Annotated in this window: 14 protein-coding genes, 4 tRNA genes and 3 rRNA genes (1 of these 21 running past the window's edge); all 21 read right to left on the reverse strand. The window is 42.1% G+C overall.

The annotated features are described in order from the left end of the window. A tRNA-Leu gene (locus NQZ71_RS01825) sits at positions 1-17 on the reverse strand (it extends 68 nt beyond the left edge of the window). A 4-nt stretch (positions 18-21) separates the two neighbouring features. Continuing rightward, a tRNA-Lys gene (locus tag NQZ71_RS01830) sits at positions 22-97 on the reverse strand. Between the two features lie 17 nt (positions 98-114). Next, positions 115-190: transfer RNA gene (locus tag NQZ71_RS01835), tRNA-Thr, on the reverse strand. 7 nt (positions 191-197) lie between these two features. Next, positions 198-273 (reverse strand) — tRNA-Val (locus tag NQZ71_RS01840). A gap of 7 nt (positions 274-280) precedes the next feature. After that, positions 281-397: ribosomal RNA gene (rrf, locus tag NQZ71_RS01845) — 5S ribosomal RNA — on the reverse strand. Positions 398-472: 75 nt separating this feature from the next. Then, positions 473-3,407, reverse strand: a 23S ribosomal RNA gene (locus NQZ71_RS01850). Between the two features lie 299 nt (positions 3,408-3,706). Beyond that, positions 3,707-5,256 (reverse strand): 16S ribosomal RNA (locus tag NQZ71_RS01855). The 16S, 23S and 5S rRNA genes sit together here with 4 tRNA genes alongside, the layout of an rRNA operon. 399 nt (positions 5,257-5,655) lie before the next feature. Beyond that, positions 5,656-7,149, reverse strand: coding sequence for a lysine--tRNA ligase (lysS, locus tag NQZ71_RS01860; protein WP_144458400.1), 1,494 nt, complete (start codon positions 7,147-7,149; stop codon positions 5,656-5,658). A gap of 180 nt (positions 7,150-7,329) precedes the next feature. Further along, entirely contained in the window at positions 7,330-8,322 is a 993-nt protein-coding gene (gene dusB, locus NQZ71_RS01865) for a tRNA dihydrouridine synthase DusB (protein ID WP_144458399.1), read from the reverse strand. Between the two features lie 20 nt (positions 8,323-8,342). Continuing rightward, complete coding sequence (locus tag NQZ71_RS01870) at positions 8,343-8,558, reverse strand: helix-turn-helix domain-containing protein (RefSeq protein ID WP_127742490.1); 216 nt, start codon at positions 8,556-8,558, stop codon at positions 8,343-8,345. Next, the gene (gene folK, locus NQZ71_RS01875) at positions 8,507-9,037 is read right to left on the reverse strand and encodes a 2-amino-4-hydroxy-6-hydroxymethyldihydropteridine diphosphokinase (RefSeq protein ID WP_317011222.1); all 531 of its coding nucleotides are present in this window, start codon (positions 9,035-9,037) and stop codon (positions 8,507-8,509) included. Before folK ends, NQZ71_RS01870 begins: the two co-directional genes overlap by 52 nt. Continuing rightward, a complete protein-coding gene (folB, locus tag NQZ71_RS01880; protein WP_144458397.1) occupies positions 9,037-9,396 on the reverse strand; it encodes a dihydroneopterin aldolase in 360 nt (119 codons plus the stop codon). The genes folK and folB overlap by 1 nt, the downstream gene beginning before the upstream one ends. Beyond that, positions 9,389-10,219: a dihydropteroate synthase gene (folP, locus tag NQZ71_RS01885; protein WP_317011223.1), complete on the reverse strand. Its 831-nt coding sequence runs from the start codon at positions 10,217-10,219 to the stop codon at positions 9,389-9,391. The genes folB and folP overlap by 8 nt, the downstream gene beginning before the upstream one ends. Before the next feature lies 1 nt (position 10,220). Beyond that, complete coding sequence (gene pabC / locus NQZ71_RS01890) at positions 10,221-11,090, reverse strand: aminodeoxychorismate lyase (protein ID WP_317011224.1); 870 nt, start codon at positions 11,088-11,090, stop codon at positions 10,221-10,223. A 2-nt stretch (positions 11,091-11,092) separates the two neighbouring features. Continuing rightward, positions 11,093-11,677: an aminodeoxychorismate/anthranilate synthase component II gene (gene pabA / locus NQZ71_RS01895; RefSeq protein WP_275009699.1), complete on the reverse strand. Its 585-nt coding sequence runs from the start codon at positions 11,675-11,677 to the stop codon at positions 11,093-11,095. A gap of 8 nt (positions 11,678-11,685) precedes the next feature. Further along, complete coding sequence (locus tag NQZ71_RS01900; protein ID WP_317011225.1) at positions 11,686-13,083, reverse strand: anthranilate synthase component I family protein; 1,398 nt, start codon at positions 13,081-13,083, stop codon at positions 11,686-11,688. 116 nt (positions 13,084-13,199) lie between these two features. Continuing rightward, the gene (gene cysK, locus NQZ71_RS01905; protein WP_260055619.1) at positions 13,200-14,132 is read right to left on the reverse strand and encodes a cysteine synthase A; all 933 of its coding nucleotides are present in this window, start codon (positions 14,130-14,132) and stop codon (positions 13,200-13,202) included. Positions 14,133-14,325: 193 nt separating this feature from the next. After that, entirely contained in the window at positions 14,326-15,204 is an 879-nt protein-coding gene (hslO, locus tag NQZ71_RS01910; RefSeq protein WP_144458391.1) for an Hsp33 family molecular chaperone HslO, read from the reverse strand. A gap of 42 nt (positions 15,205-15,246) precedes the next feature. Beyond that, complete coding sequence (locus NQZ71_RS01915) at positions 15,247-16,020, reverse strand: type III pantothenate kinase (protein ID WP_144458390.1); 774 nt, start codon at positions 16,018-16,020, stop codon at positions 15,247-15,249. Between the two features lie 196 nt (positions 16,021-16,216). Continuing rightward, the gene (gene ftsH / locus NQZ71_RS01920; protein ID WP_144458389.1) at positions 16,217-18,136 is read right to left on the reverse strand and encodes an ATP-dependent zinc metalloprotease FtsH; all 1,920 of its coding nucleotides are present in this window, start codon (positions 18,134-18,136) and stop codon (positions 16,217-16,219) included. A 107-nt stretch (positions 18,137-18,243) separates the two neighbouring features. Then, positions 18,244-18,792 carry a hypoxanthine phosphoribosyltransferase gene (gene hpt, locus NQZ71_RS01925; protein ID WP_144458388.1) on the reverse strand — a complete coding sequence of 183 codons (549 nt, stop codon included), beginning with the start codon at positions 18,790-18,792 and terminating at the stop codon, positions 18,244-18,246. Positions 18,793-18,812: the final 20 nt, after the last annotated feature.

The following is an 18,812-nucleotide window of genomic DNA, read 5'->3' on the forward strand; positions in this document are numbered from 1 at the left end:
AATTCCGCCACACCCGCATTATGGTGAGTCATGCAGGATTCGAACCTGCGACCCTCTGATTAAAAGTCAGATGCTCTACCAACTGAGCTAATGACTCATCTCATTTTAAAAAGATGGTGCCGACGAGAGGACTTGAACCCCCAACCTACTGATTACAAGTCAGTTGCTCTACCAATTGAGCTACATCGGCGTATATATGGTGGAGGATGACGGGATCGAACCGCCGACCCTCTGCTTGTAAGGCAGATGCTCTCCCAGCTGAGCTAATCCTCCGTTATATGCCTGGCGACGTCCTACTCTCACAGGGGGAGAACCCCCAACTACCATCGGCGCTGAGAAGCTTAACTTCCGTGTTCGGTATGGGAACGGGTGTGACCTTCTCGCTATCGCCACCAGACTATTATGTTTTTATGAGTTGTTCTCTCAAAACTAAATCATATAGGAAGAAAAACACAGGAACCAAGTAATCTTTTTAGTTAAGTCCTCGATCTATTAGTATTTGTCAGCTCCACGTGTCACCACGCTTCCACCTCAAACCTATCAACCTGATCATCTTTCAGGGATCTTACTAGCTTACGCTATGGGAAATCTCATCTCGAGGGGGGCTTCATGCTTAGATGCTTTCAGCACTTATCCCTTCCGCACATAGCTACCCAGCTATGCCTTTGGCAAGACAACTGGTACACCAGCGGTGCGTCCATCCCGGTCCTCTCGTACTAAGGACAGCTCCTCTCAAATTTCCTACGCCCACGACGGATAGGGACCGAACTGTCTCACGACGTTCTGAACCCAGCTCGCGTACCGCTTTAATGGGCGAACAGCCCAACCCTTGGGACCGACTACAGCCCCAGGATGCGATGAGCCGACATCGAGGTGCCAAACCTCCCCGTCGATGTGGACTCTTGGGGGAGATAAGCCTGTTATCCCCGGGGTAGCTTTTATCCGTTGAGCGATGGCCCTTCCATGCGGAACCACCGGATCACTAAGCCCGACTTTCGTCCCTGCTCGACTTGTAGGTCTCGCAGTCAAGCTCCCTTGTGCCTTTACACTCTACGAATGATTTCCAACCATTCTGAGGGAACCTTTGGGCGCCTCCGTTACTTTTTAGGAGGCGACCGCCCCAGTCAAACTGCCCACCTGACACTGTCTCCCACCCCGATAAGGGGTGCGGGTTAGAATGTCAATACAGCCAGGGTAGTATCCCACCAATGCCTCCACCGAAGCTGGCGCTCCGGCTTCCAAGGCTCCTACCTATCCTGTACAAGCTGTACCAAAATTCAATATCAGGCTACAGTAAAGCTCCACGGGGTCTTTCCGTCCTGTCGCGGGTAACCTGCATCTTCACAGGTACTATAATTTCACCGAGTCTCTCGTTGAGACAGTGCCCAGATCGTTACACCTTTCGTGCGGGTCGGAACTTACCCGACAAGGAATTTCGCTACCTTAGGACCGTTATAGTTACGGCCGCCGTTTACTGGGGCTTCAATTCAGAGCTTCGCGCGAACGCTAACCCCTCCTCTTAACCTTCCAGCACCGGGCAGGTGTCAGCCCCTATACTTCGCCTTACGGCTTCGCAGAGACCTGTGTTTTTGCTAAACAGTCGCCTGGGCCTATTCACTGCGGCTCTCTCGGGCTTGCACCCAAAAGAGCACCCCTTCTCCCGAAGTTACGGGGTCATTTTGCCGAGTTCCTTAACGAGAGTTCTCTCGCTCACCTTAGGATTCTCTCCTCGCCTACCTGTGTCGGTTTGCGGTACGGGCACCTTGAATCTCGCTAGAGGCTTTTCTTGGCAGTGTGGAATCAGGAACTTCGGTACTATATTTCCCTCGCCGTCACAGCTCCGCCTTCACGGTAATGGGATTTGCCTCATTACCAGCCTAACTGCTTGGACGTGCTAATCCAACAGCACGCTTACCCTATCCTCCTGCGTCCCCCCATCGCTCAAACGATTCATAAGGTGGTACAGGAATATCAACCTGTTGTCCATCGCCTACGCTCTTCAGCCTCGGCTTAGGTCCCGACTAACCCTGAGTGGACGAGCCTTCCTCAGGAAACCTTAGGCATTCGGTGGATGAGATTCTCACTCATCTTTCGCTACTCATACCGGCATTCTCACTTCTAAGCGCTCCACCAGTCCTTACGGTCTAGCTTCAACGCCCTTAGAACGCTCTCCTACCACTGACATCATAGATGTCAATCCACAGCTTCGGTGATACGTTTAGCCCCGGTACATTTTCGGCGCAGAGTCACTCGACCAGTGAGCTATTACGCACTCTTTAAATGGTGGCTGCTTCTAAGCCAACATCCTGGTTGTCTAAGCAACTCCACATCCTTTTCCACTTAACGTATACTTTGGGACCTTAGCTGGTGGTCTGGGCTGTTTCCCTCTTGACTACGGATCTTATCACTCGCAGTCTGACTCCCAAGGATAAGTATTTGGCATTCGGAGTTTGTCTGAATTCGGTAACCCGATGGGGGCCCCTAGTCCAAACAGTGCTCTACCTCCAATACTCTTACCTTGAGGCTAGCCCTAAAGCTATTTCGGAGAGAACCAGCTATCTCCAAGTTCGATTGGAATTTCTCCGCTACCCACACCTCATCCCCGCACTTTTCAACGTGCGTGGGTTCGGGCCTCCATCCAGTGTTACCTGGACTTCACCCTGGACATGGGTAGATCACCTGGTTTCGGGTCTACGACCACATACTCTATCGCCCTATTCAGACTCGCTTTCGCTGCGGCTCCGTCTCTTCAACTTAACCTTGCATGTAATCGTAACTCGCCGGTTCATTCTACAAAAGGCACGCTATCACCCATTAATGGGCTCTAACTACTTGTAGGCACACGGTTTCAGGATCTATTTCACTCCCCTTCCGGGGTGCTTTTCACCTTTCCCTCACGGTACTGGTTCACTATCGGTCACTAGGGAGTATTTAGCCTTGGGAGATGGTCCTCCCTGCTTCCGACGGGATTTCTCGTGTCCCGCCGTACTCAGGATCCACTCAGGAGGGAACGAAGTTTCGACTACAGGGTTTTTACCTTCTGTGACTGGCCTTTCCAGACCTATTCATCTACCCCGTTCCTTTGTAACTCCATGTAGAGTGTCCTACAACCCCAAGAGGCAAGCCTCTTGGTTTGGGCTAATCCCGTTTCGCTCGCCGCTACTAAGGGAATCGCGTTTGCTTTCTCTTCCTCCGGGTACTTAGATGTTTCAGTTCCCCGGGTCTGCCTTCAGTTACTCTATGTATTCAAGTAACGATACTATCCCATTACGGATAGTGGGTTTCCCCATTCGGAAATCTCCGGATCAAAGCTTACTTACAGCTCCCCGAAGCATATCGGTGTTAGTCCCGTCCTTCATCGGCTCCTAGTGCCAAGGCATCCACCGTGCGCCCTTTCTAACTTAACTTGTTTTCGGCTAAAGATAAACTTCGCATTTCTTTGTCAGCTTCTTCGCTGTGCTCCTCACGTACTCTCGTACGCTCCGGTGCTCACTCCGTCGCTTCCTCGACCTGCTCGTTTCTCTTTACCCTCAATTTCTCTAATTAATAGAGAATCTAAGATGGCGATTACTCGGTTTTATCTTGGTTTTTCTTCTATATGATTTAGTTTTCAAAGAACAATTTTATATCATGAGGAATTGCTCCCTCAAAACTGAACAACAAACTGTCAACAATCTATGAATGGAATAAATCCATTTTTCCTTAGAAAGGAGGTGATCCAGCCGCACCTTCCGATACGGCTACCTTGTTACGACTTCACCCCAATCATCTATCCCACCTTAGGCGGCTGGCTCCCAGAAGGGTTACCCCACCGACTTCGGGTGTTACAAACTCTCGTGGTGTGACGGGCGGTGTGTACAAGGCCCGGGAACGTATTCACCGCGGCATGCTGATCCGCGATTACTAGCGATTCCAGCTTCATGTAGGCGAGTTGCAGCCTACAATCCGAACTGAGAATGGTTTTATGGGATTGGCTCGACCTCGCGGTTTTGCTGCCCTTTGTACCATCCATTGTAGCACGTGTGTAGCCCAGGTCATAAGGGGCATGATGATTTGACGTCATCCCCACCTTCCTCCGGTTTGTCACCGGCAGTCACCTTAGAGTGCCCAACTAAATGCTGGCAACTAAGATCAAGGGTTGCGCTCGTTGCGGGACTTAACCCAACATCTCACGACACGAGCTGACGACAACCATGCACCACCTGTCATCCTGTCCCCCGAAGGGGAACGTCCTATCTCTAGGATTGTCAGGAGATGTCAAGACCTGGTAAGGTTCTTCGCGTTGCTTCGAATTAAACCACATGCTCCACCGCTTGTGCGGGCCCCCGTCAATTCCTTTGAGTTTCAGCCTTGCGGCCGTACTCCCCAGGCGGAGTGCTTAATGCGTTTGCTGCAGCACTAAAGGGCGGAAACCCTCTAACACTTAGCACTCATCGTTTACGGCGTGGACTACCAGGGTATCTAATCCTGTTTGCTCCCCACGCTTTCGCGCCTCAGCGTCAGTTACAGACCAAAGAGTCGCCTTCGCCACTGGTGTTCCTCCACATCTCTACGCATTTCACCGCTACACGTGGAATTCCACTCTTCTCTTCTGCACTCAAGTCCCCCAGTTTCCAATGACCCTCCACGGTTGAGCCGTGGGCTTTCACATCAGACTTAAAGGACCGCCTGCGCGCGCTTTACGCCCAATAATTCCGGACAACGCTTGCCACCTACGTATTACCGCGGCTGCTGGCACGTAGTTAGCCGTGGCTTTCTGGTTAGGTACCGTCAAGGTACGAGCAGTTACTCTCGTACTTGTTCTTCCCTAACAACAGAGTTTTACGATCCGAAAACCTTCATCACTCACGCGGCGTTGCTCCGTCAGACTTTCGTCCATTGCGGAAGATTCCCTACTGCTGCCTCCCGTAGGAGTCTGGGCCGTGTCTCAGTCCCAGTGTGGCCGATCACCCTCTCAGGTCGGCTACGCATCGTCGCCTTGGTGAGCCGTTACCTCACCAACTAGCTAATGCGCCGCGGGCCCATCTGTAAGTGACAGCGTAAACCGTCTTTCAGCTTTTCTACATGAGTAGAAAAGGATTATCCGGTATTAGCTCCGGTTTCCCGAAGTTATCCCAGTCTTACAGGCAGGTTGCCCACGTGTTACTCACCCGTCCGCCGCTAACTTAAAAAGCAAGCTTTTTAAGTCCGCTCGACTTGCATGTATTAGGCACGCCGCCAGCGTTCGTCCTGAGCCAGGATCAAACTCTCCGATAAAGAGTAAGATTAGCTCATTGCTAAACTCTAGCTTTTGTTACTTGTTTTGTTTCTATAACGAAAGTTATAAAAACGATTATTGTTGACGTTTGTTTGTTCAGTTTTCAAAGAGCAATTATCTATCGCTATCAGACGACTTTGTTAATATTACCAGAAGTCATTTATATAGTCAACAGTTTTTTAAATTTATTTTTCATTTTCGTTACTATCTTGTTTCAGCAACGAATATAAATATACCACCGTATTTAGTAGGATGCAACTATTTTTTTAAAGAAAAAATATTCTAATAACTATATCTCCATTTTGCCCAGAAGAATTGGTCTAAAACCAACAGACAACCTAAATGTTTTTATTAAATTAAAAGCCCCGGAATGACAGTGCATTCCGGGGCTTTAACAATTATGAGCGATGTCTCATTAACGGGAATAATAGTACGTCTCTAATTGATGGTGCATTTGTCAAAAGCATAACTAGTCTATCGATACCGATTCCTAGTCCACCTGTAGGAGGCATACCATATTCAAGAGCCTCTACAAAGTCATCATCCATAAGATGTGCTTCATCATTTCCTTGCTCACGCTCTTTCACCTGAGCTTCGAATCTTTCTCTTTGATCGATTGGATCATTTAATTCAGTAAAGGCATTTGCATGCTCTCTTCCTACAATGAACAATTCAAAACGATCAGTGAAGCGTGGATCTTCATCATTCTTTTTCGCTAATGGTGAAATTTCAAGCGGATGCCCATAAATAAACGTAGGCTGAATCAGCTTTTCCTCTACTCTTTGCTCAAAGAACTCATTGACGATATGTCCGTAAGTCATATTATCATTGATTTCTATATTATTTTCTTTAGCTAATTTTCTAGCTTCCTCAACTGTCATATGTGGCCAGAAATCAACACCAGTATATTGTTTAATTGCATCAACCATATGCAGTCTTGTCCACTCTGGTTTTAAATTAACTTCATATTCACCATATGGTATTGTAGTTGTTCCGTGTATTTCTTGAGCGATATGCGCTACAAGGTTTTCTGTCAGACTCATAATATCACGATAGTCTGCATATGCCTCATAAAGTTCAATCATCGTAAACTCAGGGTTATGTCTTGTAGAAACCCCTTCATTTCTAAATACACGTCCAATTTCATAAACCTTCTCCATACCGCCGACAATCAGTCTTTTCAGATGAAGTTCAATAGCAATACGCATATATAAAGGCATATCTAATGCATTATGATGTGTAATAAACGGACGCGCAGATGCACCGCCTGCAATTGAATGCATCATAGGTGTTTCTACTTCTAGATAACCGTTGTCATCCAGATATCTGCGCATAGATTGGATGATTTTGCTGCGAAGAATGAATGTATGCTTACTTTCTTCACTTGAAATCAAATCAAGATAGCGCTGACGGTAACGCTGCTCAATATCTTTTAGACCGTGGAACTTATCTGGCAGTGGACGCAATGCTTTTGTCAGCAATGTGAAATCCTTAACCTTTATAGAAAGTTCACCAACATTCGTTTTGAATAGAGTTCCCTCTACACCAACTATGTCTCCTAAGTCAACAGTATTAAAGATAGCATATTGTTCCTCGCCAACAGCATCTTTTCTTACATAAAGCTGTATTTGCCCTTCAAGGTCTTGAATATGAGCAAAACCTGCTTTACCTTTACCTCTTTTTGTCATTACTCTTCCTGCAATAGAAACGAGAATGCCTTTTTCCTCAAGCTCTTCCTTTGAAAAACCATCGTATTGGCTTTTCAATTCCTGTGATAAGTGAGTACGCTCGAATCTTTTACCGAAAGGATCTATACCTTGATCACGAAGATCAGTCATTTTGTTTCGTCTTACTTGTAATTGGTCATTTAAATTCAATTCTTCATGACTCATACTAAAATCATCTCCACTATCTTTATTTATGTATGACACCCATAAGGAAACCGTAACTTTAATTACATACTTTATTATTCTACACAATGTTACAACTACAGACACTAAAAAAGAAAAAAAACTGCCAGTTTTTTTCACCGGCAGCCTTTTAGTCAGGTATATGCAATAGAAATAAGGTAATTATCCTACTTGTATTTCCTTTTCCTTCGTTTCTAGTACTAAACTATTTAATACAGAAACAAGCTGCTCACGAGTTTCACATTCATTAACAGCATTACGCACCTTCCCATTGCCAGGGATTCCTTTTAAATACCACGCTGCATGCTTTCTCATTTCTCTAATGGCGACATATTCACTTTTCAATTTAATTAAACGATCCAAATGAAGAATACATACATCTATTTTTTCACGTGCTGTTGGCTCTTCCAAAAGCACTCCTGTTTCGAGGTAATTCACAGTTTGATAAATCATCCACGGATTACCTAATGCAGCTCTGCCGATCATCACTGCATCACAACCAGTTTCCTCAAGCATTCTTTTAGCATCCTGTGGCGTGTTCACATCTCCATTCCCGATAAGCGGAATGTTAATAGATTGCTTAACCTCACGAATAATATCCCAGTTTGCTTGACCTTCATACAACTGCACTCGAGTACGGCCATGCAAGGACACTGCTGAACCACCGGCACGCTCAACTGCCTGGGCATTTCGCACAGCATATATATGCTCTTCATCCCAGCCCATACGCATTTTCACTGTAACTGGTTTATCTACCGCTTCAACTACAGCTGAAACCATGTCATAAATCTTATTTGGATCAAGAAGCCATTTTGCACCCGCATCGCATTTCGTAATTTTAGGAACAGGACAGCCCATATTGATATCAATAATGTCAGCATTAGTATTCTTATCAACAAACCGAGCTGCTTCAACTAATGTATCCTTTTCTCCACCGAAAATTTGCAAGCTTAAAGGATTTTCTCGTTCATCTATATATAACATGTTCATTGTCTTTTGGTTTTTTGAAACAATCCCTTTATCACTTATCATTTCTGCACAAACCAAACCAGCACCGAATTCCTTTACTGTTAAGCGAAATGCCGAGTTTGATATTCCTGCCATCGGCGCTAAAACAACACGGTTTTTCATCTCAACATTGCCAATCTTAAACAAGCAATTACCTCCTTCTTGCATTACCTATTAACATTTGGATCTAACTCTTCTCTGCTTATATTTAAAACTCTAACGATTGAGTCAATAATCTCATCAGAGGGAACTCTGTTTCCTCTTTCTATTTCTCCCAATATCGATACAGACACAAGCAGTTCTTTCGCCAACTTCTCTTGTGTATATCCTTTTAGTTTTCGAAAAGCTCGAATACGTCTTCCCCATTTTTCTGATGTCTCCATACTCTTACTCCTTCTTTATCCTGCAAAAGCTCTAGACTTTCTTTTAAATGCGTTGATTTATTCGGTACCTTCACGAAAGGAGCTATCTCTATAAGCGGAATTAACACAAATGCCCGCTCCTCCATCCTTGGATGTGGAATAATTAGTTTCTCTGATTCTATATTTTCGTGATTAAACAATAAAATGTCAAGGTCTATTGTTCGAGGCCCCCATCTTAATAACCTTTTCCTTCCAAGCCTTTGTTCAATATCTTGGCAAGCCCTTAATAAATCAAATGGTGAAAGAGAAGTCCTTACTTGTACAGCTATATTTAAAAACATTTCCTGCTCCTCATACCCTACAGGATCAGTTTCGTAAATGGAGGAAACACTTACCACTTCTATGCTTTCATTCTTTTCTAGCATAAAAACAGCTTCTCTTAAGTTTTGTAGCCGTTCACCTATATTTGAACCTAATGATAAATATGCAGTGTTACTCATTAACGTTTCCTCAATATCTCAACAGAAACAGATTGATAATGACCAGGAATAGGTGGATCAGGCTTAATAACACGAACCATTACACTTTGAATTCGATTGTAGCTGTTCAGCATTTTTTTAGCTATTGCTTCAGCGACAGCTTCAATTAATTTGAACGGTTCACCTTCTACAATTTCCTTAACATCAAAATAAAGTTGCCCATAATTAATGGAATACTCCAAGTTATCCGTTGTGCCTGCTTGCTGTAAATCTGCCTCTACTTCTAAATCAATGATAAATCTTTGCCCTAGTTTTGTTTCCTCTTGAAAAACCCCATGATAGCCATAGAATTCCATCTTGTTTAATGCTATCTTATCCACTGTACTGCCCCTTTCCCATTAAAGCATCCATCATGCGAGCCATTCTTGTCATTTCCTTGACATCATGAACTCGAATAATTTGGCAGCCTTTTTGTATACCGAAGCATACTGTAGCTCCCGTTCCTTCCATTCTTTCTGATACTGGTAAATCTAGAACATTACCGATCATAGATTTTTTTGAAGTACCAAGCAGAACAGGGTAACCTAACGCTACAAGCTTGTCCAAGTTCCGCATCATTTCTAGGTTAGTTGTTAAGTTCTTAGCGAATCCTATTCCTGGGTCAAGAATGATCTTATCTTTGTTTACTCCAGCCTTGAGAGAAATATTAATGCTTTCTTCCATGTCAGCAAGTACATCATCTATGAATGACTGATAGTCCTGGTCATTTCGATTATGCATAAGAATAATCGGCGCATCATAATCCGCTGCTACAGTAGCAATTTCCGGCTCCCGTTTTGCTCCCCATATATCATTAATGATATGCGCTCCTGCTGCCATAGCTGATCTCGCTACACTTGCCTTATATGTATCAATAGAGATAGGAACATCCACTTCCTTCGAGAGTAACTCAATAATAGGAGCAACCCGCTCTATTTCTTCCTCTGCTGTTATCTCGATGTATCCTGGTCTTGTTGATTCCCCGCCAATATCTAAAATATCGGCACCGTTTTCTACCATTTCCACTGCATGCTTTAATGCTTTATCCAGATTATTATACTTTCCTCCATCTGAAAAAGAATCTGGATTAACATTCAATATCCCCATAATTAGTGTTTTTTCATTAAAGGGAAGTCTATACTTTCCACAATGTATTTCCTGCATATCACCTAATACCTCCAAGCTCAGCAATTGACCATAATGTCGAACATCCTTTTTTGTATTCCTTATGAAGCATTTGTACCACTTGGCCATCTGCTCCTTTATAATTTTTCAACCCAATACTTTTGATTGGACTAATTTCCTGAATGGAATTTGTGGCGAAAACCTCATCTGCCTGTAACAGCTCCTCAGGAAAATAAAGCCCCTCTCTTACCTCTAAACCTGTTCGGTTTGCTTGTGCAAGGATATATTGTCTAGTGATTCCGTTCAATATTCCCGTTTCCAAACTTGGTGTATATAAGACCTTATCTTTTATCCAAAAAAGATTAGATGTTATCCCTTCAGCCACATAGCCTTCTTTTGTCAGAAAAAACCCTTCCGTCAGAATATCATCACCAATTTCCCTTTTCGCTAAAAGATTATTTAAATAATGGTGTGACTTAAGCCTTTCACTACCCTCTGGTGTATTTCTGTTTATCTTCAGCCATTCCGCTTTTTTCTCTACCAGCTTTTCTGCTGTTTGTAATGGTTTCATATACATTATAACGTTTGCATCATTATAGGGAGTTGTTTGAAGTCCTATTTCTCCTATTCCTGCAGAAACATTGAATCGAATATAAGCATTTTCCAGTCTGTTTTCTGTTAATAATCGCTGGATAATAGCATTTATTTCTTCCCTTTGAAACCTGCGAGTAATATTCAACTGTCCGAGTCCCTTATTCAATCGCTCTAAATGGCTGTCTAATAGGAAGGGATGTTTGTTATATGTTCGAAATGTCTCAAACAATCCGACTCCATACATAAACCCATGATCAAAAACAGATACATTTGCTTTTTCCTTAGGGAGGATTTTTCCATTTATAAAAATATACACGGTCAGGATACATCCCCTTTTTTATATAGCTCCACAAAGTTAGACAAAAGCTCCATACCAGCAGTTGTCATAATTGATTCAGGATGAAATTGAACGGCCTCAATGGGCAGCTCTTTATGGCGTAAGCCCATAATTTCCCCTGCATCAGTCCAAGCAGATATCTCTAAACAATCAGGCAAGGAGTGCTTCTCTACAATAAGAGAATGATATCTTGTTGCAGGGAAGGGGTTTGGAAGTCCTCGGAATATGGTTTTATTATCATGATGGATAAGTGATGTTTTTCCATGCATTAAATTTTCAGCTTGAATTACTGTGCCGCCGAACACTTGAGCAATCGCCTGATGACCTAAACAAACTCCAAAAATAGGAAGCTCTCCAGCAAAGGTACTAATCGCCTCAAGACTTATCCCTGCTTCATTTGGTGTACACGGCCCTGGTGATATCATTAAATATTCCGGCTGTTTCCTTCTAATCTCTTCAATAGAAGTCTTATCATTACGGCTGATGGTCAGTTCCTTCCCTAATGAGCCTAAGTATTGCACTAGATTATACGTAAATGAATCATAGTTATCAATCATGTATATCATTTTTCCACCTACTTCTCTTCTGCCAGCTCTTTTGCATTCCATAAAGCTCTGGCTTTTTTCATTGATTCCTTATATTCATTACTCGGGACAGAATCGATAACTATTCCAGCTCCAGCTTGTACATATGCTTTATTATCCTTTACGAGCATTGTCCTAATCATGATATTTAATTCAACATCGTTATTAAATCCGATCCAGCCAAGTGAACCAGTATACGGCCCTCTCCTGACAGGCTCCAGCTCTTCAATAATTTCCATCGTTCGTATTTTCGGAGCTCCCGTTATCGTTCCTCCTGGAAACATACTGTCTATTAAATCATATTCATCACAGTCAGGAGCAAGCCTTCCTCTTACATTTGATACAATATGCATGACATGTGAATACTTTTCTATCGCCATGAATTCATTAACTTCAACTGAGCCGTATTCACTTACCCTGCCTAGGTCATTTCGCTCTAGGTCAACAAGCATGACATGCTCTGCTCGTTCTTTTTCGCTGCCGATCAGTTCATCTGCAAGCCTTTGATCTTCCTGATTATTCTTACCTCTTGATCTTGTCCCTGCTATTGGACGTGTACTAATCTCATTGCCCTTTTTCTTCACTAACAGTTCAGGTGATCCAGAAACAAGCTGAAATTCTGGTGTGTGAAAATACCCCATATACGGTGATGGATTCAGAATGCGCAATTGATTGTAAACATCCAAAGCTGATACACCCAAAGGCTTCATTTGCCGAACCGATAAGTTCACTTGAAAAACGTCTCCCTGAGCAATATAATCTTGGATTTTTCTAACCGATTGCTGGAACTCGTTATCCTTTATGGAAACTTGTTGCCCCTCCGTTTTTTCAGGTGTTATCGCTTGAAGCTTATAATCCTTCCGCTCTTGAAATCTCTCCACTGCTGTCTCTATTTCATCCTTCGCAGCAGAAATATTTTCGTCAGTGTAAAGGATCGATAACCATAGCTTATTTTCCTGCAAATCATAAACATACCAATTGTCAAAGAGCATGAAGAAAACATCTGGCGTTTCTAAATCATCTGTTGCTAGATTTGGAAGTTCTTCGATATAGCGAATATAATCATAGCTGATGAATCCAATTGCTCCTCCTTGAAACTCAGGAGACTCATGGTTACTCTCCACTTCATATTCCTTCATCTTCTTTTTAACGGAATGGAGTGGGTTGCCTTTAATTATCGTTGTACCATCAACGTCTGCTATTTCTAATGAATTATTCTTTCCAATCATTGTGACAATAGGGTTCATTGCAGAAATACTGTATCTTCCGCCCCTTCCACTTTCCAAAATGGTATAATATTGTGCTTTTTGAGCCATCTGGATAAACTGTTCATAAAACTGTTCATATGAAATGCTTATACTTCTGCTAAAAACCTTATATTTTTTCACTTCACTATCGCTCCTTCGAATTCTCTTTTATCATCATACATGATGAATTGAAGGAAAACCAAAAAAATTTGACAACAAAAAAAGCAGCCTTAGAAGGCCGCTTTTATTCTTTTCTATTACTCTTCATCAAATTGATATAATGCTGTGCTCAAATAACGTTCTCCGTTACTCGGAATAACCGCAACAACTTTTTTGCCCTTGCCTAGCTCTTTAGCAACCTTCAATGCAGCATAGATTGCAGCACCAGAAGAGATTCCACCAAGAATACCTTCCTCTTTACCTGCTTTTCTAGCGTACTCGAACGCTTGTTCTGTTGTTACTTGGATGATATCATCATAAACTTCGCTGTTTAAGATTTCCGGAATGAAGCCTGCTCCAATTCCTTGGATTTTGTGTGGACCTGGTTTTCCACCAGATAATACTGGGGAATCCGTTGGTTCCACTGCATATATTTTAATATCATTATACTTTTCTTTCAGAACTTCCCCGGCACCTGTAATTGTTCCGCCAGTTCCAATTCCAGCGATAAATGCATCCACGCTATCATCACCAAAAGCTGCAACGATTTCTGGGCCAGTAGTGTTTCTATGAACTTCTGGATTAGATACGTTTTTGAATTGCTGTGGAAGGAAATAACCGTTTTCCTTAGCTAATTCTTCTGCTTTGCGGATAGCACCGCCCATGCCCTCAGGACCTGGTGTCAATACTAGTTCAGCACCATATGCTCTTAGCAAGTTACGGCGTTCTAAACTCATCGTTTCAGGCATTACAAGGATTGACTTATAGCCCTTTGCTGCAGCAACCATTGCTAGACCAATCCCAGTGTTACCACTAGTAGGTTCAATAATTGTGCTTTCCGGCTTCAAGTCACCGCTCTTTTCAGCTGCTTCTATCATTGCTAGAGCAATACGGTCTTTAACACTGCTCCCTGGATTCATATATTCTAATTTAAGGTATACATCTGCACTTGATTCATCTGTTAAACGGTTTAATTTCACAATAGGGGTTTGACCTATTAAATCTACAACTGAGTTAGCAATACGAGTCATTCTTAATCTCTCCCTTATCTTTAATCCGAGTATATTAATTGGTATTGTATTATTAATTTATCAATGAATGCCTATTTTGTCAATTGATTTGTTCTTATTTTCTGAAAAAACCCAAATGGATTATTTACTGTAAAAAACTAATAATAACACAGAAAAAAAAGAGCCTGTGCACTTTTGCACTTGGCTCTTATCTTCACTTCGCTTCTTCAAGAAGCTCTTCTAGTTCCTCTTTAGAGAAAAGGTATTTTTCATTACAGAAATGACAGTGTGCTTCAGCCTTTTCATCTGTTGCTATCATATCTTCTAGCTCCGCTTTACCTAAACTGATTATTGCATTAGTAAAACGTTCTTTAGAGCATGTACATGTAAAGGAAATCGGCATTGTTTCAATAATCTTCATATTATCCTTTTCGAAAATCTCTTCAAGGATTTCCTCCGGAGTAAGTCCTCTTTGAATTAATTTTGAAATTGGTGGTATTTGTTGTAATCTCTGCTCAATTTTCGTGATTGTTTCGTCATCTGTACCCGGTAAAAGCTGAATGATAAAGCCCCCAGCAGCTAAAATTGAATTATCAGGATTTACAAGCACTCCAACACCAACAGATGATGGCACTTGCTCGGAAGTTACTAAGTAGTAGGTGAAATCATCCCCTAGCTCACCAGAAACAATCGGCACTTGGCCAGTAAAGTAGTCACGCATGCCAATGTCCTTCACAACAGAAAGCGTTCCCTCTGTCCCGACAGCTCTTCTTACATCTAGTTTTCCATTTTCATTAAGGTCAAAATGTGTTTGAGGGTTTGTTACGTATCCTCTCACTTCACCCTTTGCATTACCATCAGCCAAAATCGCTCCTATAGGACCGCCACCATCAACTTTTACAGTTAATTTTTGATCACCCTTTAGCATCGCTCCCAGCATTACTGTGGCAGACAATGTTCGCCCTAACGCAGCAGATGCAGTCGGCCATGTGTAATGTCTGCGCTGTGCTTCTGCAACTGTCTCTGTGCTTTTTACAGCATATGCACGCACTTGGTCGTTAAAAGCTAATGCTTTTACTAAATAGTCACTCATAAAATACCCCTTTTCTTATTATCTTCTCCCAGCAATATGGTGTTATTTGCTTTCTTTGTTCTTTTTATATATAAGCTGTAGCCCCTTTAATGTTAAAAATGGATCTACAATGTCAATCGCATTTGATTCTTGACTAATAAGGTTAGCTAAACCTCCAGTTGCAATTACTTTCGGGTTTTCCTTGCTCTGTTCTTTCATTCTTTTTACAATACCCTCAACTTGTCCTACATATCCATATAATATCCCGGATTGCATTGCCGATACTGTATTTTTACCAACGACTCCATCAGGTCGGGCAATTTCTATTCTTGGCAGCTTAGCAGCCTTTGAATAAAGCGCTTCTGTCGCAATATTAATGCCTGGTGCAATTGCTCCACCCATATATTGCTTATGTTCGTTTATATAACAAAAAGTTGTTGCTGTACCAAAATCTACAACAATTAACGGGCTGCCGTATTCATGAATAGCTGCAACTGCATTCACTATTCTGTCAGCACCAACCTCTTTTGGATTATCATATTTAATGTTTAATCCTGTTTTCGTTCCAGGACCAACCACTAAAGGCTTAATATTAAAGTATTTCTGGCACATTCTCTCTAAAGAGAACATGATAGGAGGAACTACAGATGAAATGATAATCCCATCAATATCCGAGAATTTCAAACCAACATGGTCAAACAGGGATTTGATGATCATGCCATACTCATCCTCTGTTTTAAATCTGTTTGTCTCAATTCTCCAATGCTGAGTCAATTTATCGCCATCATATACTCCAAGCACAATATTTGTATTCCCAATATCAAAAACAAAAATCAAAGTCAGTCACCACTTTTTTAGTATTCTTCAAACACCATCTATTTAAGCAGCGGCTGCCTTCAATAGATGTATGGATTATCAGCACTAAATATCATAACATACGAGCATTTGTAAGTGAAATCCAATGACCTCAGGCAAAGTAAAAAAAGGGATGCACAATGTGCATCCCTTTTTGAAACAGACCAATCACTGACGATTAATCTTGTTTAGGCTCTTCATCTTCTTTTTTCATATTAATGTTAACTTTCACATCATCATTAGTGAAAGAGTCAGCTTTTTTTGAACGATCTGGAAGAACTCCATCCTTATAAAGGCTGTTGATTTGCTCTGCATCCAATGTTTCGATTTCTAACAATGTTTCAGCAATCAAGTTTAGTTTTTCCCTGTTTTCAGTCAAGATTGTTTTCGCTCTTTCATAGCTCTCTTTAATGATGCGTTGAATTTCCTGGTCAATATCGTAAGCAATAGCATCTGAATAGTTTTGCTCATTATTCAAATCTCTACCAAGGAACACTTGGCCTCCTTGCGCTTGGCCAAACTGAAGTGGTCCTAGCTTTTCACTCATTCCATATTCAGTAACCATTTTGCGTGCAATATTTGTTGCTCTTTGGAAGTCGTTATGTGCACCAGTGCTGACTTCGCCAAAGACGATGTCTTCTGCCACACGACCACCAAGCAGACCAGTAATCTTATCCAATAACTCTTTCTTAGTCATTAGGAAGCGATCTTCTTTAGGAAGCATTACTGCATATCCTCCAGCTTGACCCCTTGGTACGATAGTAACCTTGTGTACCATATCTGCTTCATCAAGAACAACCCCAATGATTGTGTGACCAGCTTCATGATAGGCAACAATGTTTCTTTCTTTTTTAGAGATGACACGGCTTTTCTTAGATGGACCAGCGATAACACGATCTGTCGCCTCATCCATATCTTCCATATCAATCTTTTTCTTATCTGATCTTGCAGCAACAAGTGCTGCTTCATTCAATAGGTTTTCCAAATCTGCACCTGAGAAACCTGGTGTACGCATTGCAATACTCTTTAAGTCAACAGATGAATCTAATGGCTTATTGCGAGCATGTACACGTAATACAGCTTCGCGGCCTGTTACATCAGGTCTGTCAACAGTGATTTGACGGTCAAATCGGCCTGGACGTAATAACGCTGGGTCAAGAATGTCCGGTCGGTTAGTTGCAGCGACAATGATTATCCCTTCATTTGCACCAAACCCGTCCATTTCAACCAATAGCTGGTTCAAAGTTTGTTCACGCTCGTCATGGCCTCCGCCAAGACCTGCTCCACGCTGACGCCCTACAGCATCAATCTCATCTATAAAGATAATACATGGTGCATTCTTTTTCGCTGTTTCAAATAGGTCACGTACACGAGATGCACCGACCCCTACAAACATTTCTACAAAGTCAGATCCGCTGATGGAGAAGAACGGAACGCCTGCTTCACCTGCTACTGCTCTTGCAAGCAATGTTTTACCTGTTCCTGGAGGTCCATTAAGAAGGACACCCTTAGGAATTCTTGCGCCTAACTCAGCAAATTTCCTTGGATCTTTCAGGAATTCTACCACTTCCACTAGCTCTTGCTTCTCTTCATCCGCTCCTGCTACATCTTTAAAACGGACTTTCTTCTTCTCTTCATTATAAAGCTTCGCTTTGCTCTTACCGAAGTTCATAACACGACTGCCGCCGCCTTGCGCTTGGTTAAGCAAGAAGAAGAACAAGATGAATATAATGACAAAAGGAATAATAGAAGTAAAGAATGTCACCCAGCTGCTTGTTTCTTGTGCAGGAAGGACATCAATTTTTGATCCTTCTGTAGCCGCTTTATCAATACGGTTTTGAACAGTTTCATTATTCGTTACATAGGATACGAAGTATTCGTCCTTACTGTAAGAATCTAGCTGTCCTCGTAATTCTAAAACGCCTCGTTCTGGCTGCTGTGTAATGGAACTGACATCACCTGCTTCAAGGTGCTCGATCAGCTCGGTATACGATAATTGCTTGGTTGGTTCGTTATTTCCATTAAAGAAACTTACCACACCAATAATTACTAAAAATATCAATAAATAAAAGATGGTATTACGGAAAATACGGTTCATCCCTTACCTCCTCCCACGGTAAACAAACTATATTGTATAGTAACATAGAAAATTGTGTAAATTCAAGAAATTACCCTCTTGAACACGAAACTTCCTAGTTACTCCACTTACTCGTTAGTGTTAGTATAAACTTCTGGTTTTAAAACGCCGATATAAGGCAAATTGCGGTATCTTTCTGCATAATCCAGACCGTAACCAACTACAAATTCATCTGGGACGATAAATCCAATGTAATCAGCTTGTAAATCTACTTTCCTTCCAGAAGGCTTATCAAGCAGTGTCACAATCTTGATTGATTTTGCTTTGCGATAGCGGAATAGTTCAACAAGATAGCTCAATGTCAAACCGCTGTCAATGATGTCTTCAAGAATAAGGATATCTCTACCCTCAACAGAAGTATCCAAATCCTTAAGGATTTTTACTTCACCTGAAGAAACAGTGGAATTTCCATAGCTCGATACATCCATGAAATCCATTTCAAGATATGTATCCATGCGTTTTAAAAGGTCGGCCATAAATGGCATTGCCCCTTTAAGCACCCCAATAGCCAAAGGAAACTTATCCTTGTAGTCCTCTGTCAATTGTTGTCCAAGGTCTTTAATCTTGCTTTGTAATTCTTCCTCAGAAATCAATATTTTTTCAATATCATGTTTCATTGCTTGTGTGCCCCCTAGAA

The organism is Niallia taxi, assembly GCF_032818155.1.
Taxonomy (GTDB): domain Bacteria; phylum Bacillota; class Bacilli; order Bacillales; family Cytobacillaceae; genus Niallia; species Niallia taxi_A.

What these genes read in the sequence shown, in the direction of transcription:
- pabA (WP_275009699.1), bottom strand. Translation starts at nt 11,677, where the DNA reads ATGATATACATGATTGATAACTATGATTCATTTACGTATAATCTAGTG.
- NQZ71_RS01870 (WP_127742490.1), bottom strand. Translation starts at nt 8,558, where the DNA reads ATGGAGACATCAGAAAAATGGGGAAGACGTATTCGAGCTTTTCGAAAA.
- folK (WP_317011222.1), bottom strand. Translation starts at nt 9,037, where the DNA reads ATGAGTAACACTGCATATTTATCATTAGGTTCAAATATAGGTGAACGG.
- ftsH (WP_144458389.1), bottom strand. Translation starts at nt 18,136, where the DNA reads ATGAACCGTATTTTCCGTAATACCATCTTTTATTTATTGATATTTTTA.
- folP (WP_317011223.1), bottom strand. Translation starts at nt 10,219, where the DNA reads ATGCAGGAAATACATTGTGGAAAGTATAGACTTCCCTTTAATGAAAAA.
- cysK (WP_260055619.1), bottom strand. Translation starts at nt 14,132, where the DNA reads ATGACTCGTATTGCTAACTCAGTTGTAGATTTAATAGGTCAAACCCCT.
- lysS (WP_144458400.1), bottom strand. Translation starts at nt 7,149, where the DNA reads ATGAGTCATGAAGAATTGAATTTAAATGACCAATTACAAGTAAGACGA.
- hpt (WP_144458388.1), bottom strand. Translation starts at nt 18,792, where the DNA reads ATGAAACATGATATTGAAAAAATATTGATTTCTGAGGAAGAATTACAA.
- hslO (WP_144458391.1), bottom strand. Translation starts at nt 15,204, where the DNA reads ATGAGTGACTATTTAGTAAAAGCATTAGCTTTTAACGACCAAGTGCGT.